The sequence below is a fragment of the Nostoc sp. DSM 114167 genome, assembly GCF_052692655.1.
Genome location: NZ_CP195116.1, coordinates 1,676,533 through 1,700,888, shown reverse-complemented (window position 1 = coordinate 1,700,888; position 24,356 = coordinate 1,676,533). Strand labels below are relative to the sequence as shown.

At 40.8% G+C, this 24,356-nt stretch carries 13 protein-coding genes; all 13 read right to left on the bottom strand.

What is annotated here, in order from left to right:
* Positions 1–97: 97 nt before the first annotated feature.
* The 13 genes from NSTC731_RS07155 to NSTC731_RS07095 all read right to left on the bottom strand — a co-directional run bounded on the left by NSTC731_RS07155 (position 98) and on the right by NSTC731_RS07095 (position 24,310).
* Entirely contained in the window at positions 98–391 is a 294-nt protein-coding gene (locus tag NSTC731_RS07155; RefSeq protein ID WP_445630208.1) for a helix-turn-helix domain-containing protein, read from the bottom strand.
* Between the two features lie 162 nt (positions 392–553).
* Positions 554–1,297, bottom strand: a complete 744-nt coding sequence (locus NSTC731_RS07150) for a hypothetical protein (RefSeq protein WP_445630207.1) — start codon at positions 1,295–1,297, stop codon at positions 554–556.
* A 5-nt stretch (positions 1,298–1,302) separates the two neighbouring features.
* Positions 1,303–3,294 (bottom strand): BREX-3 system phosphatase PglZ, encoded by a 1,992-nt coding sequence (pglZ, locus tag NSTC731_RS07145; protein WP_445630206.1) that lies wholly within the window; start codon positions 3,292–3,294, stop codon positions 1,303–1,305.
* Entirely contained in the window at positions 3,291–6,089 is a 2,799-nt protein-coding gene (locus tag NSTC731_RS07140; protein WP_445630205.1) for a DEAD/DEAH box helicase, read from the bottom strand. The genes pglZ and NSTC731_RS07140 overlap by 4 nt, the downstream gene beginning before the upstream one ends.
* A gap of 23 nt (positions 6,090–6,112) precedes the next feature.
* Positions 6,113–6,643, bottom strand: coding sequence for a hypothetical protein (locus tag NSTC731_RS07135; RefSeq protein ID WP_445630204.1), 531 nt, complete (start codon positions 6,641–6,643; stop codon positions 6,113–6,115).
* 2 nt (positions 6,644–6,645) lie between these two features.
* Positions 6,646–7,677 carry an AAA family ATPase gene (locus NSTC731_RS07130; protein ID WP_445630203.1) on the bottom strand — a complete coding sequence of 344 codons (1,032 nt, stop codon included), beginning with the start codon at positions 7,675–7,677 and terminating at the stop codon, positions 6,646–6,648.
* Positions 7,670–10,513 (bottom strand): DNA methyltransferase, encoded by a 2,844-nt coding sequence (locus NSTC731_RS07125; RefSeq protein WP_445630202.1) that lies wholly within the window; start codon positions 10,511–10,513, stop codon positions 7,670–7,672. The genes NSTC731_RS07130 and NSTC731_RS07125 overlap by 8 nt, the downstream gene beginning before the upstream one ends.
* A gap of 9 nt (positions 10,514–10,522) precedes the next feature.
* A complete protein-coding gene (locus NSTC731_RS07120; protein ID WP_445630201.1) occupies positions 10,523–14,233 on the bottom strand; it encodes a DUF6079 family protein in 3,711 nt (1,236 codons plus the stop codon).
* 22 nt (positions 14,234–14,255) lie between these two features.
* Positions 14,256–18,116 (bottom strand): BREX-3 system P-loop-containing protein BrxF, encoded by a 3,861-nt coding sequence (gene brxF / locus NSTC731_RS07115; protein ID WP_445630200.1) that lies wholly within the window; start codon positions 18,114–18,116, stop codon positions 14,256–14,258.
* Positions 18,113–19,339 carry a PD-(D/E)XK nuclease family protein gene (locus NSTC731_RS07110; RefSeq protein ID WP_445630199.1) on the bottom strand — a complete coding sequence of 409 codons (1,227 nt, stop codon included), beginning with the start codon at positions 19,337–19,339 and terminating at the stop codon, positions 18,113–18,115. The genes brxF and NSTC731_RS07110 overlap by 4 nt, the downstream gene beginning before the upstream one ends.
* Positions 19,326–20,744: a hypothetical protein gene (locus NSTC731_RS07105; protein WP_445630198.1), complete on the bottom strand. Its 1,419-nt coding sequence runs from the start codon at positions 20,742–20,744 to the stop codon at positions 19,326–19,328. The genes NSTC731_RS07110 and NSTC731_RS07105 overlap by 14 nt, the downstream gene beginning before the upstream one ends.
* Before the next feature lie 1,065 nt (positions 20,745–21,809).
* A complete protein-coding gene (locus tag NSTC731_RS07100) occupies positions 21,810–21,983 on the bottom strand; it encodes a hypothetical protein (RefSeq protein WP_445630197.1) in 174 nt (57 codons plus the stop codon).
* A gap of 122 nt (positions 21,984–22,105) precedes the next feature.
* Positions 22,106–24,310 (bottom strand): adenylate/guanylate cyclase domain-containing protein, encoded by a 2,205-nt coding sequence (locus NSTC731_RS07095; protein WP_445630196.1) that lies wholly within the window; start codon positions 24,308–24,310, stop codon positions 22,106–22,108.
* Positions 24,311–24,356 lie beyond the last annotated feature (46 nt).

Below are 24,356 nucleotides of genomic sequence, written 5' to 3'. Positions count from 1 at the left end.
GCGATCGCAATCTTTGGACGGAGGGCGATCGCCTTTTTGATTTTATAAAATATATTAGCTACTATAGTAGCTAAAAAACAAGATAATATTGAAAACTTTAATTAGTCACTTCTACAGTGCTAAGGAAGTCGCTTAGAGAAATATTTAATGCAGCACAAATAGCCTCTAATACTTTAATAGAGACACTTTCAGACTCACCATACTCTAGTTTTTTGATGTTCTGATGCGAGCATTCCCCTCCTCTAGCTGCAATTTCATCAGCTAGTTTTTGTCGCGATTTTTTCCCGCGCAATCGTTTTAGAAGCTCACCTCTGTCGTTATTCCAAGCGACGAATACAACATCTGCAACATAAATATACATTTTCGTTTCTTTTTGACCCTTATCACTCATATAATAGCTACAGTAGTAAACAAACAGCAAAATTTTGGGCTACTACAGTTTACAAACTATGAGGAGATAAGATGAAAGCGATCACCTAATGCACTACAATCTAGTCAAACTCAAGAATGCTCGTTTTTTGGACGGGTTATAAAATTAGAGAAAAATAATTAACTAATACCGTAGCATTACCATATTTTCATCAAGACCTTGACAGAAAAATTCTAGTCTTTGATTTTTCTCTACATCTCTAAGGTTGATGGGACTGACTATAAATGGAAATAATGCGGGTGTTTGGCTAATTACACCTAAAGCTTGGGAATTAGAATTACTTGCTATTAAAACTGCTTCTATGAGCCATGCTACCAGCCTCCTGTTATCGATTAATTGTACTGATGCTGGTTGATATACACCCTTTTCACTAGTATCTAGCAAGACTCCCCAATCGACAAAACAGCGCAGTAGACGTTGAGTTGCGCGTGATACTGTTTCTCTTTCACCTAACTGTTCTTTGATGCGTCTTTGCACCGAAGCTGCTGCAAATAAACCTTGTAATCTTAGTAAACGCCCAACATTTTCTGCAACAGTCCCGAAAAATGGGTAAACAGCCATAGCCATACCCCAATGGATAACTATGTGTTGATTAGATGGGCTGATTCTTAAAAGTTCCAAAGCTTCATTTCGCAGAGGTTCTAGGTTTGTTGGCACTCCGACCCAGATTTTCAGCAGTATCGAAATGGTTTTTCTGCGGCCACTAGATTTACTTTCACTACCAACTGAAACCTTATCTTGCAAAAATTCATTCAGTGCTGTTTGAATTTCTGAGCGTGTAGAACCAGCTAAAAGAAGATTGGCTGTAAGTTCCAACCAATTTAATTGAATGCGCTGACTAAAACCAACTTCTACCCGCCTGCTCATTTGGATCAAACTGAAACGCTAATAAATGGTACTACTAACTCTTCAACAGAAATACCACCATGAGCAACAATTTGTTTCCCTTCTTGAATAAATGCTTGGCGATCGGGTGCTAGAAGCGGTAAGTATTTTTCTGGTAATCCTAAAGGTTGCCACTCAATTGCATTGGGGAATTCACTTTTAACTTTTGCTCTCAAAATAGAATCTGAGTATATTCTCACTCTTTCTCCACGTAAATCAGCGATCGCACCTTCTCTAGGCTGCCCGATACCAGTTGCCTCAATGTTACCGTGATCAGATGTCAGAAAAATTTTAAATTTTTGCGCCAGTAGAAGGTCTAAGAAATTTGCCATCCAACCAAGTTCTGCCCATTGGCGTACTTGGTTGTGCATCCCGGCAGTACCAAGTTGCATTCCGTGCATGATTTTATCGACTTTATCCACCACCAAACCTACTACCCGTAATTTGGGGGATAGTTTCTGTTCTACCAACGAAACACTATCTGCTTCACCCAGACCTTTAGCATAGGCAACTTCAGCCTGGTTTAAGCCTTGAGCAGGATCAGTCCAAAAATTTTTCCAGAGAGATTCTTCTTTAGCTGTGGTTTCTAGGCTACTGGGAAAAAGATTTGGAGGTTTCCCTGCAAATATTGCTTGCCTAGAAACGGAAGTGATTGTAGGTAGCCATGCAAATACTGTTTCGTCGCGGAAACTTAACTGAGGACGTTGTGCTAGCAGCACATCTTTCAGCACTAACCACTGGTCTAAAGCTAAACCATCTAATACTACTAAGGCTACTTTATTGGTTTTCGATGCTTCTAAATACCGTGCTAGAAAACGCGGAATTTGGTGTAACATCACGGGAGGACTTGGTGGTTGATTGTAAAGTGTTCCATAACGCGAACTTACCCAGCGAAAAAAGCCAGCGTCTACCTTTCCTTGCAGGGTGAGAAACTGTCCATGAAAGTCTGATATCTTGTCTTGGTGCCACAAAACTATCAATTTTGCCCAAGCTTCACTAAACTTTAGCCAATCTTGGTGTTTAGCATCACTGGGAGGAATGGATGAATCTAAAGATTCTAATAAACCTTGTAAGCGTCTGTGTTGGTCAACTTTTGGGTCGAAACACAAACCTACTTTTATCCAAGGATTTGACTCCAAGTTTGTGGTAGTTATTTTTAATTCATCAGCGTTAATTGGTTGAAGATAGCCTTCTAAGAAAAGATGGTTGATGTAAACGCGAATATCTTGATTCTCGAAGGGCAATTTAGTTGAAGTGGTATAAGTACCAGTTGCTTCCGAAACTTGGCTTGACTTTACTAAGTGCTGACGAACGAATTCTGGCCAAGCTTGCTGCAAAAAGGCAAAGAAGGCTTGGCGATCGCAAATGATTGTTTCTAGGGGTAAAGTGGAAAATAGTTGGCGATCGCGCAGAGTTTGAATGAAGCGATCGCATAAAATCTCTGGTAATCTTTGTCCCCGATAGTGCCAGCGTAAAAGAATTAGCAGTAAATCCGATGTTTGCTGTATTAAGTCGGGATCAATGTTGTAAACATACCGCAGAATAAATTCCTTAGTGGCATTTTCACCTAATTGTTCTGGCTTATGTTGTGCCTGTGCTTGATATAGTGCATCAAAATTGCTGCGGTCTAGAGAATTAACTACGCTGTAGCTAAGATTGGGAAATAAACTTCCTATACTGAAAGCAAGCTGTCGTCTTGCTTGTATTAAATCATAGGGGAGCAAGCGTAACTCTTGTGTATCCTTGTTGACGACAATTACTAAATCTAACGCTGCACCTTGTTGTTGCTGGGGACGATATTGAGATTCGTAGATGTAACGGAAAGCGATCGCATCCTCAAAGTGGACTATCTCAAAACCTCTTGCTTGTATTCTTTGCAACATCTCTGCTTCTGTCAGCAAGCCGTCTGGATCTGCAACTAACGTCAGAGTTGCCACCTGTGGTGTAAATTCTTTTAAAATTTGGTTACGCCAGTTCACAAATAATTCTCCACCCGCATTAGCAATAAAGGTATTAATTCTGGTGTTACCTCAGATTTTTGCTGCATGGCTTCACGCCAAGTTTGTTCTTCTTGCGTCAGCTGCGTCAAGCGATAATCTCTCACTTGAGGTAGCCCAATACGTTCTATCGCACGTCGTCTTGCTGCAAAAGCGTACATATTTTTTTCACGTTCTTTCTCAAGTTGTTGGTGATGTTTCCGTAGCAGTTCTTCATAAATGCCTTTACCTTGAACTAATGCTGTTTCCCAAACTATGCCAAATGCTTTTGTTGCTTCTTCTCCACAGAGGTGTTTTGGAATCTCCACTTCCTCTGTTAATAATTGTTCCCAAATATAACGGGCTGTAGGTAAGAAAACTCGCCCATCATCATTAAGAAATATAGGCATCATCCTTTGCTGATTCCAATCTTCGGTATAAATAGCTATTCGCCACAGTGACCAAAACCCTTGGACATCTGCTGGTAAACTTGGGATGGAAAGATAAGGGATGGGTTGCCCTTCGGCGAAACAAGTTTTCGCCATCATGACCATGCCTCGAATTCGAGAATCTTCTAAGGTTAAGTGCTGGGCATTGGCTGCGGCTGTTGCTTCTGTTACATTAAACACAGCGTTTTTTAACTGTTCACCTGTGGGTAAAGTTAAATTCCAAGTGTCACCTTTTTTTTCAGCTATGCCACCATGCGATCGCAAATAATTGATGGTCATCCGTTCAACCCAGTGGGGAATGGGATGATCTATCAGTTGTTGTGCGGCGGTAGGATCTAGTTCCTCGCTTGTTTGGTAGATTGCTGTACTTTCTTTGGCTACTACAAGCTGTTGTTGTACTCGACTTACCACTTCTTGGACTTTGGTATCTAAAATTTCTGGGTTGATCAGGGTTTCGATATACAAGTCGTCAAATATCTGTCCGGCTTGTGCTGAATCCAGCACATCACCAGTTTTGTCTACACCAAATTCATTAAGAATGACTGCCAGCTTTTCTTCTAGTACCTCACGGACGCGGTATTCTACTGTGTCTTCAAACACAAAGTTCAAAGCGCGGACGGAGAAAGTTTGTCCAATCCGGTCTACCCTACCAATGCGCTGTTCTAATCGCATGGGGTTCCAGGGGATATCGTAATTAACGACTACGTGGCAGAACTGTAAGTTTAATCCTTCTCCACCGGCATCAGTGGAAATTAAAATGCGAACATCTTTGGCAAAGGCTTCTTGAACTTGTTTGCGTTCCTCCATACCCATTGAACCGTTGAGACAAACTACAGAAATACCGCGCTGAGTTAAAAATTCTCGCAGCATTTTTTGGGTAGGGACAAATTCAGTAAAAATCAGAACTTTGATGTCAGGGTCGCTTTCTTCCTGCTGCAAGCGATAAATCCAGTCTAGTAACTCTTCCGCTTTGGGGTCTGCACCTGCGGCTTCTGTCAGTTTGGCAGCTTCTAGTAATAATTCCACCTCAGCTTTTTCGTTTTTAAATGCTTTGAGTCGGGTTGTCAGTAGTGAATCAACTTGTTCCTGTCCGTCCATTTCTGACCATTCCTCTGCGGCAAACATGGGGAAGAGGGTTAATTGTTCTTCTGGTTCGCGCAGGACTTCTAACCGCCTTTCTAAAGTGGTGCGGATGGCATGGGTGGAAGATGTTACTAACCGTTGCATCAAAATCATTAAAAAGCCAACATAACTTTTTTTCTGTTTTAGTGCTTGGTTGTAACCTTCACGGACATAATCTGTAACTGCTTCGTAAAGTTGGCGATGCTGGTGATGTTTCCCTGACCAAGAAACTGGTACAAGCTGAGTTTGTCTCGGTTGAAATAACGGTTCTCCTTGGGCGTTGATGGCACGGCGTTTTTCAGTCCGAATAACGTAAGGTTGTATACGTTCCCGTGTAATGCTGGAAATGTCGGGGAAGGCGACAGGATCTAATAGAGAAATGATGCGGTAAAAAGCATCGGTTTTACCTTGATGCGGTGTGGCAGAAAGCAGTAACAAGTAAGGTGCGGCTTCCGATAGTCCTTGACCAAGTTTGTAACGGGCAACTTGGTCGGTACTGCCGCCTAAACGATGGGCTTCATCTACAATGACTAAATCCCAAGCTGCGGCGATTAAATCTTCAAAGCGATCGCGGTTATATTCTGCTAGTTGTTCTTTTGTCCAACCACGGCGTTTATCCATTGGTTTTACTGAGTCCATTGGACAAACTACTTGGTTAAAAAGATTCCACGGATTTTGGTTTTCTGGGTTGCTATACAGACGCTGCAAAGTTTTGATATCTTCGGGAAGGATAAGCTGAAATTCTTCGTTAAAATGCAGCCGCATTTCGCTTACCCACTGGCTGACTAAACCTTTAGGGGCAACTATCAGGATACGTCGCACCATTCCCCGCAGTTTGAGTTCCCGCATAATTAACCCAGCTTCTATGGTTTTGCCAAGTCCAACTTCATCAGCTAGGAGGTAGCGGACGCTATTACCAGAAACTGCTTTTGATAATGCTTTGATTTGATGCGGTAAGGGAATAACAGCAGATTCAATTGGTGCAAGGAGTACATCTTGAGTCAGTGCATCTGCAATGCGGGCAGATGTGGCAATGTAAGCAATACCTGCTGGAGTGGTTATTCCTGCAACGGATAGGGGTTTTAGTGTATCTGCACGAACGCGAACTACAGTTTCTTGGTTGGGTAGCCAGATGCGATGGAAGGTATTCCCCCAAAGGGTTTGGGTTTCAATAACTTTGCATAATTGGCGATGTTCTTTACTCCACAACCATTCACTAAAATTCATTGTTTTATTAGATACTGATAAAATTAAATTACCTCAATTGGCAGTGGCATTTTTATCGCTGTTTCGTGGTCTACTAAAGTAACGTGTTTTATATCAAAAAGCTGTAATCTACCTAGTAGTTTATCCTTTAAACGAGTTTTTATAGGGCTTAATTCATCTCTGATTTTGATATCGCTATTGATTTTTAAAATAATTACTATTTTTATTTTTTTAGGTTTGATTGGGAATGTTTGACAAGAAACTGGTAAATCAGAACAAATTTGCTGACCTTGAAGTGAAGCAAACCAAACCGATGACAAAAGCATTAATGTATCGGTTACTTTATTTATTAATTTATCTAAAAGGTGCTGTGGTAGTCTTTCTGATGGAGATAGCCCAGAATAGTCTTTTACTTCCAGCAAACATAGTGTATCTTTGGAAGCATCCCACCAACCAAAATCTATTTCTGATAAGTTTTTACCATTTAATATTTGATAACTAGGACAGTCCTGGAAACGGAAACTTTCACCATCTGGTAATGTAATCCTCAAACCACTTTCTTCATAAATTGGCATATTTATGCTTCTAAATCTAGTCTTACATCTGCTTCATATAAACCTATAGATGCGTCAATGATGGGATTATCAGGCATTCCTTCTTTCAAATCATTAAATTTAATGCTAATATCTTCTGTTCTTTCTAAGCAACATAATTCGATACTTTCTTGGTGTCTACGTGCTAATATTTCAAACTGTTTGATAACAAAGTAACTGTGAGTAGCTAAATAAATCTGTACTCCTACTTGACTCAGAGAGAAAAGCATATCGCACAAAGCAACTATGGCACGAGGATGTAAATTAGTCTCTGGCTCGTCGATAAATAAAATCGTACCTTTGTTGATTGTTCTATTACGTATTAATGTAGTTAATATACTAATTTTTTTGATACCCTCAGCTACCTGAGACATATCATATTTTTCACGGCCTCGTTTAAAAACAAATCTTTTTCTTTCTAAAGCAAGGTTTCCTCGAAATAAAGTTTCTAAGGATTCAAGAACATCTTCTAAAGGTTTATCTAATTTTTTAGCAGAAGTAGGTAATCTCAAAGCTTGTATCAAATCTTGATAAGTTTGGTCAAAACCAAAGATTTTTAATTGTTCATTAACTGCTGCTATGGCATCAAAAGCAGTCAGAATTTCTTTAGTAGGTAAATATAAAGCATTCAAATCTAGTTTTTTATAAGCTTGATCAGTGCATTTTGTAATAGTATCTTTTGTTTCCTTACCAAAAGAGAAACTATATTCATCAGTTCTTAAGATTGTTTCAACGTTGAGACGGTTACTACTTTTTTTAACTATTTCACCTAGCTTACGCTTGGCTGGTTGATAGACCCAAAACATTTTCTCAGACAATATTTCTTTCCAGCTTTTATTGTCTGATTCTGAGCGTTTAGTGTATTCTTCAACACTCTTAGCAGTAGAATAAAGAACTTTTAAAATATATGTCTTACCTGTATCATTTTCACCAATGATAATGTTAATTTTTTTATGGTCTCGCCATTCTAGCCTTGAAAAAAGACCAAAATCTTCTAGAAGTAAATATTCAAACATTATCTTCACCAGTCCTAGTTAAAGATTGGTCATACCACATCAATAGTTTAGGGTCTTCTTGCAGAATATTTTCAGGAATTTTTCTTGCTACCTCAATGATTGTGGGATACTCACGTTCTTGCCAAGCTTTTCTGAAACCAGTACGAATCGCTTCTAAGCGAACCTCCTTTATTTTTCTATGATTAGAGTGTCTGTATTCTTCAAATTCTTTAAGAAGGCTTTTTTCTCTTACTTTCTCTAAATCTCCAGCTTTATTAGGATCAGGAACATACCATCTGCCTTTTGCTTCTTCTATCAGAATAGGATTTGTTGTTTCTAATCCTGCTTCTGAAGATGCACTAGGCTCTATTTGCTGAATTATTTCACGATAAGTAGAAGATTGTTTGAGCCATGAAACAATTTGCATCGGTATCAGCTTTTCACCTTTATACTCTAAAAAATTCTGCTCTAATAAATCACGTAGTTCTGGTTTCTTTTCATACTTAATCCAGCCTCCTTTAGTTTCCTTCATGAATTTAGGAGTCAGTTCTTGAGAGGTTTGAGGTTTTTTAGTTAGTTGTTGCTTAAGCCAAAGAATAGCACTTGATTCATCTGTAACGAAAAGTTCTAACTGAAGAACTTCTTTTACTGTTAAACGTTTTCTCTCGTACTCAGCAGCTTGTTCTGGCAGAAAGTACATTTCGTCACGTTTTACAAATTTTTGTTCTAATCCTAGATAAAATGCAGAAGCTGATAATGGTACAGTTTCCTGCCTTTCTATATGAAAGGCAACCATACGGTCGAACAACAGATAATTTAGCCTTTCTACAATAACTTCTGAATGTCCATTTTTAGCAATAAATACAGGAAGTTGACGCAGATGATTGCGTATAAATTCCCAAGCAGTTTCTTCAGTACCAATTTTTAATTGAAAATTTTGTTCTAGTTGTTTACTAGGTTTGTAAGCAGTAATTATAAGGTCTTGCTTAACTGCGGTGCTGGTAATTTGCCGATAAGAACCCTGCTGTTTATCTAATGTCCTTACATCAGCCACGACAAAACCAGATGCTAGCATTGCTTCTTGAATGGCGTTCCAAACAGCATTACGTGAGTTATGAAACACTACTGTCATCCAGCGTCCTGGTTTGAGAACACGATGATATTCAGCAAAACAGGACTGCATTAATTTTTGATAATCTGTTAATCCTTTTCCCTTAGCTTTATCTACTATAGCTTCCGGTTCCGCGTTAGTATATACACGATGCCATGATTCTACTAAGAAATTAAGGTCAGCATAATAAATATTTTCACCAAACGGAGGGTCAGTGAAAATATAATCTATTGAGTTATCAGGAAGACCTTGTTGAGCAGCCGTACCAGTTGTAATTACAGCTTGGTCAAGATTTGTACGAAAAGATTCAAATGCTTTTGTTAATCGTTGAAGTTTTCCATCAAACTGATACCAAGGACTAACTTCTGTAGAAATGGATGGAATATAGTAAACCCCGTTCAAATCTAAACCGACTTGTGAACCGCCTATCTTTCCGTACTGAATTGGCTTGTAACGATTTAGCAAAGACATACCACGAACGCCCTGCTCTATAAAAAACAGTAAGATGTTGCGTATTCGTCTATCGTTTTCAGCAGTAGCTTTCGACCATAAAGTTCCTAAAGCTTGAGCAGCACGGGCAAGAAACAAATGGTGAACCCGTGTAAAACCTTTAGGAGCTAAACGCGAACCATGATACATTTGCTTAATTGGAAAATTCTCGGTAGGTATTGTTTTTGGTAGCGGAAGTTGTTCTATTAACTTTAAAATTTCCCAATCTTGTTGATCAAGTTCTTTTTCATACTTAGCTTTTTTAATACTGTAGTTAATAAATACTGGTGTCAACTTAATTCTTTGATGAGGTTGATTAGTAGCAGGATCTAAAAAAGTTTCCATCAACCTTTGCAAGTTATCTTTGGTCAATTGTGCAGAACAATTAGGACAAGGGAATGTATCTCTAACTCGCTTGGTTTCTTTGTCTAATGCTTCTTCTAAGAAAATAATTTCTTCACCACATTCAGGACAAGCGAAAATTTCACTCCACACTGTGTAATTAATTTGACCTTTTGTTCTGCCATCTGTGTGCAGAGTTTCGTACATCCACCCGATTTCTTGCTTTAGCTCATCTAAAATACGTTGAGCTTCACGTTTAAAAGCATTGACATTAAAAGGCAAATTATAATTAGCAGCAATAAACGTAGCCGCTACACCTAAATCATTCAATACAACTTTTCGCGCACCCCATTCTGGCTGAGGTAAATCAGCAGCTTTACGTTCTGACTCGACAGTATATCTAAAATCTGGATCTGGTTTAGCACACATTTGAGCAGCTACACCTGTCATTCCCGAACCGGCAAAGCCGTCAAGAACGACATCTCCTGGTTCGGTATAGTGGAGAATGTAGCGAGCAATTGCTTTATGCGGAACCTTAGTGTGGTAGCTATGGGCTGTATAAAGACCATCAGTTTTACCTTCACTCACATCTGCTGTAAAAGGCTCCCTCTGATAATCATCTGTGTCTGAGTTGTATTGTTTGCCGAATTGCTCAATTAATTCAGCTATCCAAGGATTTGGACAAGCAGTGTAGTAAGGTGGATCTGACATTGCCAGAATATCTTCATCTTCACCACGAGGAAATCCCTCAATATTGCGAAAGTTAGGGTCTTTTAACTTTTGTCGCAGCTTTTCTAAAAAATAATCTCGCCTTGCCTGTTCACTTTCAAAAGATATGCCAAGACACTCTACTGAGTTTGCTGGCCCAGTAGTGATTTGCTCAAATAAGTTGGGAATGTAGGGGTTGTCAGTCATTCGTATATCCTACTCTACAACAATCCTTACCTTCCCTGAATCTTTTCCCTTTGTTAGCTGGTTTAAATAATCTTCAAAACGCTTTCTCATTTCCTGGATGTTACAAGGCGAACCACCAGCAAGCAAGGCTTTTTGCAAATCCTGCGTCTTCACTACAATCTTCTGCAATCCTGACAGTACTTCCTGAACAGCACTAATAAATTCGTTGGTGACAGGACTAGGTAAAGTCCGCAACGCTAAAAAATCATCTACTAACTTCCTTCGTTCTGGTTTCAGCAAATTCAAATTTTCTCGCGTTGTCGGGTCTTCCAAATTCGCCAGTAGTGTCTGCGTCCAATTAGCCAAAATTTGCTCTAACTCAGTTTCAATCTCTGCTAACTCGCTGCTAGCAGGTATCTCTATTGCCTCAGTTGCTGGTTTAAACTGACAGTGAGGACAAATTGCCGTGGCTTGCAATTCCTGCTCAGTCAATACTGCACAAGTTTTCAAACTTGCCAAATTATCTTGCCACTCCCGGAACTGACTAGCTGGCATTAAATCTATTGTCGTCAATTTCTGTAAACTTTGCGATCGCACATCCTGAAGCAATTGGGTTTTGAGCCTGCCTTCATTTACACCTAGTCGCGCAGTAGTATGCAATGCCATGTAATTTTGGATGTAATTCTGCTTCAGGTCTGTTAGTTTTTGCAAGGTTTGCTGGCGAAAACTAACCGCAGAACGCTTGTGGAAATTTAAGATATCTGTCAGAATTTCTCCTTGCACCTGTCGCATTTTAGCTAACCAAGGATGTTCACTCGGTAAAACTGCCTCGGCTGTTGTCAGGTAAGAAGCAATTGCTCCCAGATTAGTGAGTAAATCTTGCAGTGCAGTAATTTCTGCCAGGGTTTGCAAACCACTACGGTGTGTAGTAATTTCTTGCTCTTGATAGCGGAAATTTTTCAGCTTACCTGGAGTAGTAAAAGATTGCAGTGACTCCAGAAAAGTTTTAGTTCGGTCTAAATTAGAGCGATATTCATCCTGTAATACATCAGTTAAAAGATTTCTTCCCCAGAAAATTAAACCAGTTTGTAGTTTCTGCCGTGCCAATACAAGTTCATTAACTGTTTTACTAACAGCTTTCTGCAATTCTTGAACTGGTTCATCTTTACCCTGAGTTATCAACTGAGCCATTCCTGGTGTCAGTCCTAACAGTTCAAATAATGCTCTCAGTGCAGATAAATTCCAATCTTTCGGTTGTTCAAGGTGCTTAAAGTTAGTTAATTCCTCAACAGAAGTAGTTACCAAAGCATCCAAATTATTAGCATCAAACTTATTCCCTGGAACTGCTAATACTATATCCCCGTTGTAGACTAATCCCGCCAACAAAACCACAACCCACTGAGGTTCTAGGCGATATTGACCAGGAGCCATATACTCCACACCCAACACATCCTGAATAATTTCTACACGATTGAGAACTTGACCAGAACCCTTTTGCTGTAGAAAAGACAAAATATATTTGGCATATTTGGAGCTATGAACATCAAGCTTGTCGCCATCGAGTAATTCTAAAGCATCAAGAACTGCGATCGCTTGCTGGGTTTTGCTGCTACCCTTAATAAAACGCAATGCGTCCTGTGCAGCTTGGTTTCTGTTCGCGCTGGTAATCAGCACATTAAAAGTAGGATATTCTGGTGCTTGATCAGTAAAATGACCAGCCAAACAGCCAGAACTAATTGTGTTGAGAATATCGCGCACATTAGCACGCGCACCACTCGCTGCTTTCACACCCTTCATCCATTCCAAAAAGGGTTTAGTTTTCCCTTGGTAAGTAACTTCAAAGGCTGTTGTCATGCGTTCTTGCAGCCAATTAACCAAATTACGTAGAAAGCCTTTTGCCTTATCTTCATAACTTCTCTTAGCTTGTCCCGATGAAGTTGAAGCTAAGTCTAATGCAGCAGCGTACTTGTTCAAATTCTGCCGAAAGGTATCATCAGGCTTTGCTAATTCAAAGAAAACCTCATCAGCATTTTTTTCTTTTCTATAAGCTGGCGGGTCAAAAGGTGGAATAAAGTACAGATAAAAATCTCTTGATGGAGCTGCGGTAGAACGTTCATTTGGCGCACCAAAAAACAAATAGCCTTGACGAGTAGCTTTTTTGATCGTCCACTCTAACTCATGTAACCAAATGCGATAACCAGTAACATAAGTTTGGTCTGTGCATTCCAGCACCTGTTGGAGTGCTAAAAAATAATATTTGTCTAACTGTGAACTATCCAGACTCTCAGATCGCTTCTCAATCAAAGCATCATAATCATCTGTTTTCTTTAAATCAATATAATATTGACGATTATTAGTGTTAGAAGAAATAAACTGGCCACTAACCGTTTTATAAATTTCCCGCAATACCGTTTCAATTTGGGAGAGCAAATCATCCGCAGGCTCACCCCCTAACTCTGCTACTACTGGGTCATAGAGACATAAACTATCTCTTAACTCATCTGGTGTTGCACCCAAAGGTGAGTAAATATCTCCTACAGTTAAACGATGTACTGATAGCGCGGCGATAATTTGCAATGCTATTGGTTTATAAATAGGACGAGTCAAAGCTTGCTGAATGCGTCCTTCTAGCACCTGGGAACAATCAATCACTGCGCGAATATCGGGAACTGCGCGGAAGGAAGGGTTTTCTTTGAGGGTATCCCAGTAGCTATCGTAAGCAATTAAACCTGGTGCATCTTGCGGCATATTTTGGTTGACCAATTTCCGCATCGTCACAGACAGAGTTTTCAGCACCTCCCGCTTTTCAGCAACAGTAATTCGCTCAAATGTATCAATATAATCTGGGTGGATGGGAAACAGCCTGACAAATTCATCCATCCGCTCGTTCATATTGCCGTAGAACTTTGCGAAAGGAGTTAAATGCTCTCGAATCTTTGTTAGTTGGTCTGCGGTTTTCTTTAACAGACGTTCTGAAACTACATATTTAATATCTCTACGAGCAATTAATATTTGCTCAAAACGGTCTTTGACTCGACGAATTGCATCCGCTTCAAATGCAAACCGAGGATTATCAAACAAAGTTTCTTGCAAACCTGCAATAATTCGGAACCTCAAATCTTTGCAAACTTCGCCTAATTCTCTTAAAAATCCCAGATCAAGAATTAAGGCTTGGTCTTTGCGACTGCGTAAATAGTCTAAGAACTCATCTATCACAAACAGCAAACCTTGGTCAGGAAACTGTTCGTGAAAAAGCGCCATCATATCTTCAAATACACCCTTATGATTAGGGATTGTATCCCTTGGTGGAAACTGAAATCCAATTCCCCAAGTTAAGAGTGCTTCTTCTAGCTGGGAACAGACAACTTCTCGCAAATCCATTGTTGTCGAACCCAGTTCTATGCGAATCACCTTGAACTTACCAGCAATGGGACGCGCACTCTCAGCAACTTGAGGATTTTGCAGATAGCTAGAAAGTTCTTGATATTCAGCGATCGCACTTATCACTGACATTAAATGCGACTTCCCAGTACCGTAGTTTCCTACAACTAGAATGCCTTTATTATCAGCAGGCTGCTCAAATTGTAAATTTGGAAAAACTACAGATGCCAAACGCTCTGCCATTTCCTGAGAAATTACATAGGTAGAAACCAGTCGCTGTGCCTCAGCTAATTCACTAGCATCCTGTAATTGAATTACAGTCTCAATAGGCTCAAATTGGATTAACTCACCGTATTTCATAGCACCATTTTTGCTTTAGTTATTAGCTTTGGTCGGCTTCACTCTGTTCGAGGTTAACAATTAAAAAATCCTTTACAGGATAACGACGGTACTCAGGATGTCCTAATTCAGCATAAATTAAGTTATTGTTCTCAACAATACCGTCCCATCTAGCCACAATGGTACGATTGCGGGCTAATTTCTGGACACACTGTAATGGGTCAAGGTTGAGAGAAGTATCAAACAGAATCTCCAAGTGTTCTAAAAAAATTACCCTATTATCAGGATTCCCAATTATTTTTCTTAATAACTCTTCTGCTTTTAAAGAACGCTGCCGTTGTGTCAACTCTAGTAACTCTCGACTTAATTCTAAGTTGACATTTATGTATCTATTATTACCGAATTCGGCAATTTTTTCAAAGTTGATTTCTTGAGTGCGATCGCTTTGCCTGCCGCAAGCATCACATGGAACTATAATCAGCCGATAGTACAGTTCTGCGGCTTGGGGAAAGTAGCTGCTAATTTTTGTGGATATTAATTCATATTCAGCAATATTTGGTTGTTCAGGCTGTGTGTTCACCTCAGACGATAACTTTGCGGATGAAGAAGAATTTTCATTTGTTTCCCTGTCTTCCTGATCCTGAGTTTCTGTGTCTGCCATTTGAAGGGGAGTTGACTCTGCTGCGTCATCTGTTGCTTGATAATGTTCGTCGCAAATTTCCTGATATGCACAAAAGCCGCAATTAGTGTGGGAAGAATTAGCCAAGAAATTTCCATCCAAAATCTGTTGAACTAAAATTTCTGCCTCTTGACCAGTGTTTTGCAATTCCTCAATGCTAAATGAGTGCAAATAATCATGCCGCAGGTAAGCTATATGGGCATTAGTGCTTCCTGTTGCTTGTGCATAAGCCCAAAGCTGAAATCGGTGATGTTGTGGGTCTATTTCTTGGTCAGTTTTGAAATCTAGAACCCAGTCTTCTCCTAATAAATCAACAATACCGTTAAAGGTCAAGCGCCCAATATTCAAATTTACAGGCAACTCCCACTGCCCTTTTTGAAACAAAGCAAAATCTGCCACCTGATCGAATCGCTGTGCTAGCTGCAAAGCCTCATCAACATATTCTTTTGCCAAACTAACGTCAAATCCTGCTAATGTTTCTAAGTCGCGGATATCCCGTTCCAAAGCCAAGTGTGCCAAAGTTCCGACTCGCCTTGCCCTTCCAACGCCTGAGCCAATTCCTGGATGACCTTGTATAAACCGAAAAGCAAACCGTTTGGGACATAGGGCATACTCACTTAAAGCAGTGACAGGTAATTCAAATAAACCTGCTCCGACAGAATTGATTAGTAAACTATGAGGTTCTGGTGGTAAAGGTGGTTCTGGTGGTAAAGGTGGTTGTGCTAATTCTGAATTAAAGGGAATAGTATTTAGAGAAATTCCCGCAGCAGTTAAACCAAGTTCTAGCTTATTTAAACTACCTCTAGATTCGTGGGTTGCAGTCAGAATTAGTTGATCTCGCGCACGGGTTAAAGCTACATACAGTAACCGCAAAGCCTCTGCTTCTTCCCTCTGTTTCCGCAAATGCTCCAAACAAACGTAAAGCACAGGCTTTTGAGTTTCACCTTGCTCATCCTCTAGCTTCAAAGCAACACCGTATGCAGGGTCAAAGTAAACTGTTTCGCTAGGATGGGATTGGGAACGAGCTAAATCAGGAATAACTACTACTGACCACTCCAAGCCTTTAGCAGCATGGATACTCATTAAAGCCACTGCATCATTAGCTGATAAAGGTAAACGGGGTATTTTTATTTCTGCTGCTGCTAACCGCTTAAGACGACGGACTGCGGCAAACACATCACTACTGCCATGTTCTAACTGTTGTAATAATTCTACAAAACCTCGCCAGTCAGCTTCTCGCCGTGCTGCACCAGGTAAGTTAGTAATGACAGCAGTATAACCAGTTAGATAATTTGCTATTTGTAGAAGGCGAGTTGGGGCTTCTAAATTGCGATCGCGCAACAATTGACCTAATACTTGTAATGGTCGCTGCAATTCAGGAATATCAGATGATTTTAGTTTCTGCCACCAGTTAGTTTTCGATTCTTCGTCTTTTTCTGTGATCTTATTTTGCTTTTGGCTTTGAATGAAAGTAAACAGAACTCTATCACTAACTGCAAAAAACGGACTACGCAGCACTGCCACTAAAGCTAAATCGTCACTGGGATCAGCCAAAAAACGCAACAATGCCCAACCATCTTTAGCTTCTCTTGTGGCCAGTAAATTACCACCGCCAGCCAAAGCGACAGGAATTCCCACACTTTCCAAAGCTTCACCGTAAACTTCCAACGGTTCCCATGTGCGAGACAATATTGCAACATCTCCAGGCAGCATTGGACGCAGCATCTGAGTTTTTTTATCGTAAACCGGAGTTTGGTCATCTAGCATTTGTTTGAGTAGTTCCGCTATATGACAAGCTTCCACTCTTAAACGCTGAGGTTTATTGATGTCTGACTCGGCTTGTACTGTATAAACTTGTACTGGTGGGTAAGAATTAGGGCAGTCTGCGCGATGAGCATCTAAATTTTGGTGTATATTACCTAGCAATGGAGCAAATATATTGTTAATATCATCCACCAGTAGTTTGTGAGTGCGGAAGCTAGTGGTTAAAATCTCTTCATTTCCACCACAACTGGTAATGCGATCGCGCCAACTATGAAATACTTCAACATCAGCACGGCGAAAGCCATAAATTGATTGTTTAGCATCCCCGACTATAGTCAGTAAAGTATTTTGCGTGAGTAATTGTAATATCTCCGACTGAACAGGGTTAGTATCTTGAAATTCATCGACTAAGAAAGCCTGCCATCGTTGAGCATAATAAAACTGTACTTGCTCATCTTGTAAAGCTCGCAGTGCGCCAACTTCTAAATCTGCAAAGTCCAAAACACGAGAACGGTGTTTCTCTTGATTAATATGTTTTTGTACTAAACTAAACGCTTTTTGCAGTGCTGGTAGCATAGTCTTTAACTGCTCATCAGCCACACCAAATTCTAGAGTTACTAAACCATCTTTAAGAGCTTTCTTGACTAATTCTCGTACTTCATCGATAGTTTTCTTAACAATTTCTAAGGCTCCCTCTGTCCAATTTTTTTTGCTGCCAACATTAATTTTTAGTCCAGCTATTACTGATAGTGATTCTGTAATATTTTCTCCCGACTCTACAGTATCTATTGCTTGTAAAGCTGGTTGACGGCTTTCCACTTCCAAGCGATCACTTGCTTGTCCCACATAAGTTTGTAAAGTGATGCGTGCTTGTTTCCAAGTTGGATGCTGCAACAACTCACGAAGAGCTTTTTCTTGTAACTCCTCTGCCAACTGCTGCCATTTTTCAGTACCCTGTGCTAGAGCTTTCTCAGCAGCAATTGGGTCTTTCAGCAATGTCTGCAAAGTTTGGGACATCAAAGAATAAGGAATTTTTTCGTAAAGCTCTACAGGTAAAGAATCCAATGCTTCATCTAACCACTGGCTAACCCAAAGAATTCCCTCTAGTTTATCTAAAACTGTAAAATCAGGTGGCACATCCGCAGCTTGGGGATGTTCCCGACAGATTCGCATTGCTAAAGCGTGGATAGTACTAATTTGAGCCGCCTCAAGTTCTGCCAATAAGTCAGAACGTTCTGGTAATTCCTGACTAACCAAAAGACGAATGCGCGATCGCAACTCCGCAGCCGCTTTTTCTGTATATGTAACTGCAACAATCTCTAAAGGTGAAAACTCACGCACCCGCAGATGATACAAGTAGCGTTCCGCAAGCATATAGGTTTTACCAGTTCCCGCGCCTGCTATGACTGCAACATTACCATTGGCATAGGCTGCTCTTTGTTGTTGTTCAGTCAAACTCATAGGTTAATTCCTTTGCGGCTTTGGCGAGAACCCTTACGACAAACTAAGTCGTAAGGACAATACTGACAGGCATTTTGATCGACATCCGGTTCAACTGCGTAATATCCTGTGTGCAAGAAAGTTTTGATTTTTTGAGCGATCGCTTCTAATGTTTCTTGGCTTGGTTGTTTCTTAGGAAGCTTTTTGCCCTTGGTTACAGAATAATAATAAGCTTCATGTACTGTTTCTCCAGGAAACAAAGTTGTACTAGCAAAGTGAATATATAAAGGTAGTTGAATATCTACATTAGCGTTACCAGATTCATCTTTAATACCTTTTGGCACTTGAGAACTGGTTTTGTAATCTAATAAAACTAACCCTTGGGGAGTGCGGTCTATTCTATCAATTACACCTTTAATATTTAAGCCATGCCATTCTCCACTAAACTCTTTCTCTACATGGAAAAACTCTGCCTCTGATTGACGAAAATCAGGTTGCACACAAGCACGCTCCAAAACTTTGAAATGTTCTATTCTTCGAGCTTCCCAGGCTGACAAGACAGATAACTGTAAGTCTTGTTCTGCTTGCACAAAAGCAGATTGTAAATTCTCTATAATTCTGGTTAAATCTGAAGTATTTAATAAAGCTAGTTCCAAACTACGGTGATACAGAGAACCTCTTAATCCTGAACTTAATTCTTCTTCAGCTTCTTCCAACTCTGCCAATTTTAAAACTTTATTAGCAAACCATTTAAAGGGACATTGACCCAAAGCAGTTAGTTGAGATGCACTAAATACTCGTCTATCCAGGTCTAATGGCAGACCAATTACTCCATCGTACTCATCATAAGGGTCTGCTCCTTCTCTTCGTTTTTCCACATTCCAAGCATGAACTGCCTGTGGTAAAACATCATCGTCTGGTAAAGTCTCACGTCGAAGATAAATTTGTCGTGCCTCTTCCAAACTAGCAATCGGTAAAGGTAGCGGTTGCACAACTTCCAGTTTTAATCGTGACAGGTAAGGACTTGGTAAAGTGACTTCTTTACCAACCATCTGCGGGTAAGAAAAAGTCAAGCTTAAGGTAGGAGTTTGTAGTAAAGCGTAGAATGAAATTACCTCTCTTCGCGCTGCTTGTGCCGCATCCTCAAACTCAAAACCCTGTTGGCGCAGTAGCTTACGTTCAAAGAAATCCAATACTGGGTCATCTTGTACTGGTGCTGGTAAAATGCCTTCAACTGCACCCAAAACAAAAACGTGCTGAAATTTGGCTCCAAATAACAAATAATGACACAGGTGTATGTAATTCCACTCCCCCTCTACCGGGTTGGGCAGGCACAGTTATCAGTGCTAAACTGCCTATCACATCCGCAGCGAATTCTCCTAAACTGATGACTTCCTCTTCTGGTTTCGACAAGTCCACCAGCACTTCTTGAAATTCATAATAAGCAACAATCTCCCTAGCCCAACGTCCTGCACCTTGGCGCAAGTTAAATTTATTCAATACATCTTGCATCCGTTCTACCCAATTAGCGCGACTATCTTCGTGCGGCGAATCAAGCAGGGACAGGTTAACGCCCAAATTTTGCCATGCCAAAAGGTCAGATGGATGCTGTTTACGGGCTTCTTGCCAAACTGGAGCAGATATAGCAGAACACAAAGGATGCCTCAGCAATCTGGCAGTTGACTCAAAGGGAAATTTTTCTTGGATAACCTCCAATAGCAACTGTACCCAAGCTCCTAACCTAGTGGCGTTCAAGGGTACTCCATACAGAGCGCGTACTGGTAATTTGTACTCGTAAGCTACATCTAAAACTGTTGGCCCATAAAGTGTATCATCCCTAGCTACAAGCACAATTTCATTTGCTGGCGTTCCTTGGCTGAGAAGATTTTTGACCTGGGCTAACGCGCCACGTACCTCTGATTCCAAATGTGGATAAATGTAGGCTTTCACTTCAGGAGGCACTATTGTTCTGTTAAGGAAACAATCTTGCAGTTCCGCTCCAAATGAAGGATTAGTTTCTGCTAATATTTGTACTTCCCAACCCTTCTGCTGTAAACATTCCACAGCTTTTTGTGTATCTACAAAGTGGCTAGACTCTGGGCAAGGCAATACCATCACACTGCCATCATCTGCGATCGCATTTAAAAAATTAAGTTGGTCAATGCACGGATGAAAGTAACCATAAATCAGAACTGGTTGACGTTTGGTAATAACATTACTAGCCTGCCAGAGAGCTTCAGCAGGATCGATCATGTCCCTTTCTCTCAGCAAACTTACGTATGTTTGAGTTAAAAGAGCTAGTTGTTGAGTACGATTACTACTAGCAGCAGCCAGTGATTCTAGATTAATTCCCGCACGCAATATAGCTTTTACAGCAGAGGACAGAGCGCGTGTAGTTCCTTCAACATCAAATGTTTGGATAACTGTACTTACTGATGTCCGCAGCAAGCGTAATGCGATTAGTATTGGTGCAACTCGAATACCTGCTTCTACCAGACTTGGCCTTGCCAGAGTTTCTAAGCTTTGGTGTGGTACTTTTAATGCTCGTGCTGCAAATGAAGTTGGGGTAATTACCTTAAGAGAGGGATACTTAGCTAACTGGTGGATTAAGTAGTTATCAGGTAGGTTGAAGTAAACAAGTCGCTTCATTTAATTGTGGTTGCCAATTTTTGAGGTTTAGTTTTGGCTTCTCTATGATAAAAGTCCATCTTCCTTGAGTTATAACCTCAGTACTCATAACTGTCTATACATCTCATACTGAATTCTGAAGATAGATTTTGACTTTACCGATTTTAAAAAATAATGCGACAAATACATTGGGTAGAGGCACAAAGCTTTGTTTGCGTCCCTATAATTGATGTGTTACAAAGATTTTTTGAAGTGGTATAACCTATACAAGACTAGTACCGCAAGGCGGAAGTCAAAAATCAAAAGTCAAAAGTCAAAAGTATTATGAAATAAGCTCTTTAGGGCTTTTCAATGGTCTGCTTATTTACGCCGTGCTGTACTAGTGGGTATAGTCATAAGTTTCAGCCAACTTTTAATGCGATAGCATTAGTTAGTACGCATAAATATACCCTGTACCACCCCCGCCAAGGGTATTTATTATAGATATAAACATTGGGGGCTAAAACTCGCGTTGGCGCAGCCCACCGTAGGTATCGCGTTTGTGGAACTAAAAATTTCCTATTATCAGGTTTCTTCTTGCTGCTAAAAGGTTGTGGTATATAGCTTTGAAAAATTTTCCAACTTTTTTATTTACAAATCACACTTAGGCTACTATAAATTTTCCAACTTTATTATTCCTCCACACCTGACATTTTTCCGCAGTAAAACCTTTCAGGAGAAGTAATTTGGCCATGCGATCGCTCCATGCTACCAGCTCTAGCTAAAGTGAAATAGAGTGCGATCGCATCCATCGCAAACTCAACCTATTAATTCAGTTTTGCACTTGGGATGCGTAGGCGCAGCCCGCCGTAGGCATCGCCACTAAATCTTGGAGCAAGTATTCCCAAATCCTTACAGGGAAGTTGTTTGCAAAATTGTACAACTTTTTTATTTGTTTTTTGATGGTAGAATGATGAAATTGTACAACTTTATTTTTTCAAAACTTCTCAGTAGCTAACGATATAATAGTGCTTGTAGCCGCGCAAATTGTACAACTTTTTTAGTTGTTTACAATTCGTATTCAAGTTTTTTGCTGACAATTAAGGCTTATGTAGAGAGTGCGCTTAAATTGTTCAATCGAATTATTTGGTAGGCAACGATAGGTTCAAGCTCCGAGAGTAAGAAATTGTTGAACCGAATTATTTCTCTACACAAGGCAAATTGTTGGACGCAGGCGATCGCATCTGCAAATGTAGTGGGTAGATAAGTTGAACTTGTCATGGAAGGAGCTATAGGAAAAGGCAGAAGGCACAAGGTACAAGGGAAAAGATTGACCAGTCAGCGTTTCAGTATTTGGCGAGAGTCAAGAGTCGCCTTGGCGACTGCTATAAATTGAACGAATTTTACTTCTGTGTAAATGCCCATACGCCATTCCAATTGGCTGGAGTACCTTCTAGCAGCAATTCTTGGACTCGTTCTAGATAGAGTTTGGCAGTCTTATCGAGAGAGTTCACTGCAAGTACCTGTTCAAAACAGGCTTTGGCGTCAGTAAAGTTGCCCCGACAGTAGTGTTGAAGTCCCCGCTCAAAGGTTTGCAAGGTGTCAAGTTTTAGTTTTCGGATTGCTTCTGTTTCGGCATCGAGCACTTCGTAAACCGCGATCGGTTCAGTTCTACCCTTAACGATCGCTCGATCCAAAAAGCGAATTTTGTACTGCTCTGGGTTGCTCAATCGCTCCAAGACCTCTTCAGAAATTAGTAATGAAACACCATAGAACTTTGTCAATCCTTCCAAACGAGCAGTCAGATTCACATTATCAGAGAACGCATCCCCTTGAATCCGGTTGTGTTCCCCTATCATGCCCACCATCATGTGTCCAACGTGGATACCCATGCCCACATCAATTGGCAAGTAGCCTTGAGATTCTCGTTTCCGGTTGTATTTCTCTACCCGTTTGAATTTATCAACCCCTGCGGCAACGGCATCATCCACACCATTAGGAAAGACTGCCATCATGCCATCACCCAAGAACTTCACTACAAAGCCATCATGGGCGCGAATTTCTGGAGAAACCCGTCGCAGGTAAGCATTGACAAAATCGAAATTCTCTTTGGGAGTCATCTTCTCGGATAGGGTTGTAAAGGAGCGAATATCCGAGAACATGACCGCCATCTCTTTGCTGACGTGATCGCCCAGTTCGATGTCTGTTACCCCATGCTTGTTGAGAAACTTGAGATATTCGGGGGGAAAGAACCGGGCAAAGGAATTCTTCTGAGTTTCCAATCTCTCGAAGGATTCCTGGAGTTGAAACGCCATGCGGTTAAACGAATCAGCCAGCTTCTCAATCTCGATGATGCCGTTGACTTCAACGTGTTGCTCGAGATTTCCACTGGCAATCTCTTGAGACGCTGTGTTAAGTTTGAAAATTTGGTGGCTGATCCAACGAGACGTAAGAAGACCGATCGCAGTTGCCGCCGCAGATGTCAGTACGCACAGCAGAATGGTGGTACGAGTATTGGCATTAATCCGTGCCATGAAATCATTTTCAGGAACAACCACCACCGCTAGCCAGTTAATACCTCGACCATCCTGAATTGGCATGACCTGAACGTAGTGCCACACACCGTTAATTTGAAACTTTAGGTGTTGACTGGTCTTAATGGCCTCAAACAGGCCGAAATGCTGGCGTAAATATCGGGCAGTAGCAGTCACTGTGGCATTTTGACTATCAGCGGCTGGCATTCGCTCAATTTGGCGATCGTCTCTTTCGCCACCTTTAACCTTGAATGGCTCCGGAATGGTTGAACTGACGACCAAATGTCCCGACGGCTCCATGATAAAGCTCTGTCCGTGGGGACTAATGTAAAGCTGTTTCAGGAAGTTTGTGATTCGCATCAAGGTGATGTTAACGCTCAAAACCCCCAGCAGCTTGCCGTTCGAGTCGTAGACAGGACGGACTGGAGAAATCCCCAAAGACGTATTCTCACGGGAAAAGAATGGATAAACTGGACTCCACGTAGGTTTACGAGCTTGCACGGCGGCTCTATACCAGGGGCGGAAGGTGGTATCGTACTTCGCCGATTTCAACCGCTTTTGTCGATCGCCGCGATCGTCCAGCAAGTAGATTTCGCGCATCGGCTCAGTAGCTTTGGTGCGAATTTTGAGTTGAATTGTGCCATCCTCTCGATGTTCCACACCAACAAACTCGCCCTGTTCGTTCCCAAAAGACAGATAGCTCTCTAAGTCACCCTGTCGCACTACCTGCCAGAAATAGCGTTGCAATCCTTCAAAGTCATCAAGCTTTAAATTGCCACTTTGGATACCCGCATCGGTGAGTTTCAGAACATTATAAGATTTATTCAAATAGTCCAAAACGTGTTGCTTAATGCGGGCACTAATTTCACCATTCAACTGAATTGCCAGGTCATCAATCGCCTGCTGTCCATTGCGGAAAGAGAACCACCCCACCAAGCCAGTTGACGCAATAATGGGAATAATAAATGGAACAATCAGAACAGTTCGCAGACGAAACTTTTTTGAGCGACTTGCTTTTTTAATAGTTGCGTAAGTCTTGTATAGAAAAAGCAGTTTGTAGTTTATCGATTTCATCTTGTCTATCTGATGATTTTATCTGTGCGGTGGAATTACTATTAGC